General features: G+C 72.6%; 5 protein-coding genes and 1 pseudogene. 2 read left to right on the top strand and 4 right to left on the bottom strand.

Translation table 11 applies throughout. The annotated features are described in order from the left end of the window. The first annotated feature begins 34 nt into the window (after nt 1-34). Complete coding sequence (locus AC0680_RS17460; RefSeq protein ID WP_478629318.1) at nt 35-1,051, top strand: hypothetical protein; 1,017 nt, start codon at nt 35-37, stop codon at nt 1,049-1,051. Here AC0680_RS17460 and AC0680_RS17465 read toward each other — a convergent pair. Both AC0680_RS17465 and AC0680_RS17470 read right to left on the bottom strand, forming a co-directional pair. After that, on the bottom strand, nt 975-2,648 hold the full coding sequence (locus AC0680_RS17465) for an MDR family MFS transporter (protein ID WP_478629275.1): 1,674 nt from the start codon (nt 2,646-2,648) through the stop codon (nt 975-977). The two genes, AC0680_RS17460 and AC0680_RS17465, sit on opposite strands and share 77 nt — an antisense overlap. 28 nt (nt 2,649-2,676) lie before the next feature. Then, on the bottom strand, nt 2,677-3,273 hold the full coding sequence (locus AC0680_RS17470) for an NADPH-dependent FMN reductase (protein WP_478629277.1): 597 nt from the start codon (nt 3,271-3,273) through the stop codon (nt 2,677-2,679). A 117-nt stretch (nt 3,274-3,390) separates the two neighbouring features. On the opposite strand from AC0680_RS17470, the gene AC0680_RS17475 reads away from it, so the two are divergent. Next, complete coding sequence (locus tag AC0680_RS17475) at nt 3,391-4,125, top strand: TetR/AcrR family transcriptional regulator (protein WP_478629279.1); 735 nt, start codon at nt 3,391-3,393, stop codon at nt 4,123-4,125. Nucleotides 4,126-4,156: 31 nt separating this feature from the next. On the opposite strand, the pseudogene AC0680_RS17480 reads toward AC0680_RS17475, so the two are convergent. Both AC0680_RS17480 and AC0680_RS17485 read right to left on the bottom strand, forming a co-directional pair. After that, a pseudogene (locus tag AC0680_RS17480) lies at nt 4,157-4,297 on the bottom strand (CGNR zinc finger domain-containing protein); the annotation flags it as partial. A 21-nt stretch (nt 4,298-4,318) separates the two neighbouring features. Continuing rightward, nucleotides 4,319-4,783: a PPOX class F420-dependent oxidoreductase gene (locus AC0680_RS17485; protein WP_478629282.1), complete on the bottom strand. Its 465-nt coding sequence runs from the start codon at nt 4,781-4,783 to the stop codon at nt 4,319-4,321. Nucleotides 4,784-5,013: the final 230 nt, after the last annotated feature.

A 5,013-nucleotide genomic window follows, 5' to 3' on the forward strand; every position in this document is an offset into this window, starting at 1 on the left:
CGCGCACCACCCCCCGAGGGGGCAGTCGGTGCCCGTGTTTTTTTTTTTGTGCGCGGCCGGTACCGCGGGGGTTTGGGGGGGGGCGGCGCCCGTTCCGCCCCCCCCCGACGAGCCCGACGGCTTCACCATCGGCGATCCCCGGATCACCGAGTCCAGCGGGCTGGCCGCCAGCCGGGCGCACCCCGGCGTCTACTGGACCCACAACGACAGCGACGACGGCCCGTACGTCTACGCCGTCGACGGCTCCTCCGGCCGTACGCTCGCCAGGATCACGCTGCGCGGCATCGGCACGCCGCGGGACGTCGAGGCGGTCTCCATCGGCCCGGACGGCGACGTCTACGTCGGCGACATCGGCGACAACCTCGGCGGCACGTGGAACCACGTGTGGATCTACCGCTTCCCGGAGCCCGCGAAGCTGCGCGACGCCACCGTCACCGCCACCCAGTTCGACGTGGTGTACGCCGACGGGCCGCGGGACGCCGAGGCGCTGATGGTGCACCCCAGGACCGGCCGGGTCTATATCGCCAGCAAGAAGCAGGGCGGCGGCGGTGCGCTCTACGAGGGCCCGCGGCGGCTCACCACCGCCGGCCCCAACACCTTCCGCGAGGTCGCGCCGATCGATCTGTGGGTGACCGACGGCGCGTTCTCGCCGGACGGTACGCGGCTGGTGATGCGCAGCTACTTCGGCGCCCGGATCTACCGGTGGCAGGACGGGCGGCCGAAGGACATCGGCAGCGTGGGCGTACCGATCCAGCAGCAGGGCGAGTCGGTCACCTTCACCCCCGACGGCCGCACCCTGATGTACGGCTCGGAGGGCCGGAGCAGCGAGGTCTCGCCGGTCGGGCTGAGCGGTGAGCAGCTGCCGGCGTCGGCGAAGGAGACCGGCGGCGCGGACGACCCGGCGGGCGGCGGGAGTTCCGCCGACGGCCCTGACGGGAAGGCGGGTTCGGGCACGGAGCTCAAGCCCGGCGTCGTCAAGGGCGCGCTGGTCCTCGCGGCGGCGACGGCGCTGGTCGTGGCCGTGCGGCGGCTGCTGCGGCGGAGGTCCTAGGGGGTGTCCGATGGGCCGGGGGCGGAAGCCCCCGGCCCGCCGCGCTCGGGGCCTTCCGCAGCGGCACCTCGCGGATCAGCCAGGCGGCCGCGAAGGTGACGGCACACAGTGCGGCCGTGCCGATCATGACCCCGTGCAGCCCGCCGGTGACCCCGGCACGGAAGGCGTCCCGCACCGGGTCGGGCAGCCCGTGCAGAACCGCCGGGGTCACTTCGTGGCCGCCGGCGAGCCGCTCCCCTTCCGGGCCGAGCCGGTCCGTGAGGGTGGCGGCCATGCGGCCGGTGTAGACGGAGCCGAGCACGGCGACGCCGAGCGAGCCGCCGATGGTGCGCAGCAGAGTGGTGGTGCCGCTGGCCGCGCCCATGTCGCGGGGCTCCGCGCTGTTCATGGTGATGAGCATCGCGGGCTGCATCAGGCAGCCGAGGCCCAGGCCGAGGACGAGCGTCAGCGCGGAGGCCACGGCCGTGGCGGTGTCCGTGCCGACCATGAGCAGGGCCAGGGCGCCCGCCGTGGCCACCGCGCCGCCCACGATGGGGTACCCGCGGTACCCGCCGCCGTTGCTGACCACCCGCCCGATGAACAGCTGCGCGCCCATCATGCCGAGCATCAGTGGGAGCAGCAGCAGCCCGCTCTCCGTCGACGACATGCCCCGTACGAACTGCATGTACTGCGGCAGATAGCTCGCCGCGGCCAGCATCGCCGCGCCGACCAGGAAGCTCAGCACCTGGGCGAGTGTGAAGTTGCGGTCGCGGAACAGGCGCGGCGGGATGATGGGTTCGGGCGCTCGTCGCTCCACGCGGACGAACCAGCCGAGGGCGGCCATCGAGAGTGCGGCGAGCCCCGCGACCTGCGGTGAGTTCCAGTCGTACGTCGTGCCGGCCCAGGTCCCGATCAGGGTGAGCGCCAGAACGCCCGCCGTGAGGAGTGCGGCGCCCGGGTAGTCGATGCGGGCCGGGCCGCGCCCGCCGCGCAGCCGGATGCGGAGCCCGACGATCAGGAGGGCGGCGGCACCGACGGGCACGTTGACGTAGAAGACCCAGCGCCAGTCCAGGTGGTCGGTGAGGAAGCCGCCGAGCAGCGGGCCACCGATCATGGCGACCGGCAGCAGCACGCCGATCATCGACTGGGAGCGCCCCGCCTGCGCGGGTGGCAAAAGCGTCCCGAGGAGGGACAGCGCACCCACGAAGAGGCCGCCCGCGCCGATCCCCTGGAGGGCGCGGAACGCGATCAACTGGCCCATGTCCTGGGCGACTCCGCAGAGCACCGAGCCGACGAGGAAGACCGCGATCGAGGCAAGGTAGCTGCCCTTGCGGCCGTACAGGTCGCCGGCCTTTCCCCAGATCGGGGTGGAGACGGCGGTGGTGAGCAGGTAGGCCGTCACCACCCAGGAGAAGTGGTGCAGGCCGCCCAGGTCGCCGACGATCGTCGGCAGGGCGGTGCCGACGATCGTGCCGTCGAGTGTCGCCAGGATGATGCCGAGCAGCAGTCCCAGGACGGCGAGGCGTGACGGCGGCGCCGTGGCCGGCGCCGCGGTCGGCGGCTGGTCGGTGCCGGGATCCGCGGTCTTGGGCGCGGCTTCTTCCCTGTGCTGTTTCATGGCTTGCCCCACTGTTGTCGACGCGGCATCAGGCGGCGTACGGGCGGGTGTTCCTGGCGTCCCGCAGCGCCTCGGACCACCAGGCGAGTTGGTCGAGCATCGCCTTGGCCGCGGCATCGCTCTGCGCGTCCTGCATCGCGTACTCCTCGTCGAACAGGCCCCAGGCGTTGTGCAGGCTGACCGTGTTGCGGATGGTGGTCGCGTGCAACTCCGCCATGACGAGCCGGAGTTGTTCGACGGCGCGCAGGCCGCCCGAGATGCCGCCGTAGGAGACGAAGCCGATCGGCTTGGCGTGCCACTGCTCGTTGTGCCAGTCGATCGCGTTCTTCAGCGACGCCGGGAAGCTGTGGTTGTACTCCGGCGTGACGAACACGAAGGCGTCGGCGGCCGCCAGGCGCGGTGAGACCTCGGCGAGGGCCTCTTCGGTGCCGGGCGCGGGCGGCTGGCCGAAGGCCGGGAAGACGGTGGGCAGCGGGGTCTCGGCCAGGTCGACGACGTCGACGCTCATGTCGTCGCGCTGGTCGATGTGGCTCTTGATCCACCGTGTGACGACGGGTGCGAACCGGCCCTCCCGGGTGCTGCCGACGACGATCGCGACGCGGAGCCGCTGCGGTTGCCCGCTCATGGGAATCCCCCTGATGTGTACGACGTATTGGAATGCGTACAACGTACACCTCCATGTGTACGTCGTCTACTGGCGATACGCTGTACACGAAACGGCCGGTCGGAGAGGAGTCCACTCGTGGCAGCCCAGAAGAAGAGCAGAGATGCGGATGCCCCGGTGTTGTGGGAGCGCATGGAGCGCCCTGCCGCCGCGCCCCGTGCCGCACTGACGCCGCAGAAGATCGCCGCCGTGGCGGTGCGAGTGGCCGACGCCGAGGGCTTCGCCGCCGTCACCATGCGCCGCCTCGCCACCGAGCTGGGTGTCGCACCCATGGCCGCGTACCGCCATGTCTCGGGCAAGGACGACCTGTGGGCGCTGATGGTCGACCAGGTCACGGCCGAACTCGCCGTCCCCGACGAGGTGACCGGCTGGCGCGACACCCTGCGCGCCTACGCACTGGCCAGCCGCACCATGATGCTGCGGCATCCCTGGCTGGCCCAGCTGCCCACACCGCACTTCGTGCTGACGCCGAACCGGATGGCGGCCGCGGAGCGCCAGCTTGCCGCGCTCGACGACCACGGCATGGACATCGACACGGTGATGGCCGCCTTCCGCGCGGTCAACGCCTATGTGCACGGCGCGGCGCAGTCCGAGGTGGCGCTGCGCCAGTACATGGAGGACAACGGCTGGGCCAGTGGAGACGAAACTCGCCGCGCGCTCGCGCCCCAGATGACCTATCTGATGGAGACCGGCCGCTACCCGACCTACCGGCGCTATGCCCTCGGGGCCGGGCGCAAGGACGACGCGGCCTGGCAGTTCGAGACGGGGCTCGACTGCGTGCTCGACGGCATCGCGGTCAGGATCGCCCGGTAGGCCGGGGAGGGGTGAGCCCCGCGACCGCGGCTCAGGGCGTTTCCGGTCGGTGGTCGCGGTGCCGTTGCTGGTGGCGGGCCACCCTGGCGCGGTTGCCGCAGGACGGGTTGCACCACTCCTGCCGCGGGTGCTCCTTGGCGAAGTAGCGCACGCGGCGGGGGGCCGGGCAGGAGGCCCGAGGGGGGTCGGGCTCCTAGGGAGTGTCCGACGCCGTCTCGCCGGACCGGCCCTGGGCGGCCTCCGGCGGCCGGGCGTTCGCCTCCGCCGTCAGCCGCAGCTCGTAGTGCAGCGTCCGCTCCTTCTTCAGCCGGTGCGCCATCGGCACCAGCAGCCCGTGGATCAGCGGGTACTTCCGGGTCAGCGACCGCTCGGCCCGCCGGTACTCCCGGGTCTGCGGATCCAGCAGTCGCACCCGTGCCTTGACGGCGGGGCCGGTGGGCTTGCCGCGCCAGGTGGACGCGCAGATCTCCACCTCGGGGAAGTTCCGCATCCGCTTGGCCTTCCAGGCGCTGCCGTACGTGCGGATGTAGGCGTGGTCGCCGTCGACGGCGATGTTGACCGGTGTGCCGACACCGGTCCCGTCCCGCTTGTACGTGGTCAGCAGAATCGCCCCTTGCCGCTCGAAGGGGGTCAGGCCGGGACTGGGGGGAGTGGTCATGCCCCCATACAGGCATATCCGGCCCGTTTCGTCACTTCGCGGTGCGTCCGTTCGGGGGGCGCTTCGGGCTGTCGTTCGGTCGGTTCGGGCGGCGCCCGGGCGTGTGCGCAAGCCGCCGGCCGGGGCGCGGACGCACCGCGGGGGGGGGGGGGGGGGGGGGGGGGGGGGGGGGTGTTTGGGGGGGGGGGGGGGGGGGGGGGGGGGGGGGGGGGGGGGGGGGGGGGGGGGGG

It is taken from the genome of Streptomyces sp. NPDC043738, assembly GCF_056436545.1.

Bases quoted from the DNA above. Each gene is read 5' to 3' on its own strand.
- AC0680_RS17465 (WP_478629275.1), bottom strand. From the start codon at position 2,648: ATGAAACAGCACAGGGAAGAAGCCGCGCCCAAGACCGCGGATCCCGGC.
- AC0680_RS17470 (WP_478629277.1), bottom strand. From the start codon at position 3,273: ATGAGCGGGCAACCGCAGCGGCTCCGCGTCGCGATCGTCGTCGGCAGC.
- AC0680_RS17485 (WP_478629282.1), bottom strand. From the start codon at position 4,783: ATGACCACTCCCCCCAGTCCCGGCCTGACCCCCTTCGAGCGGCAAGGG.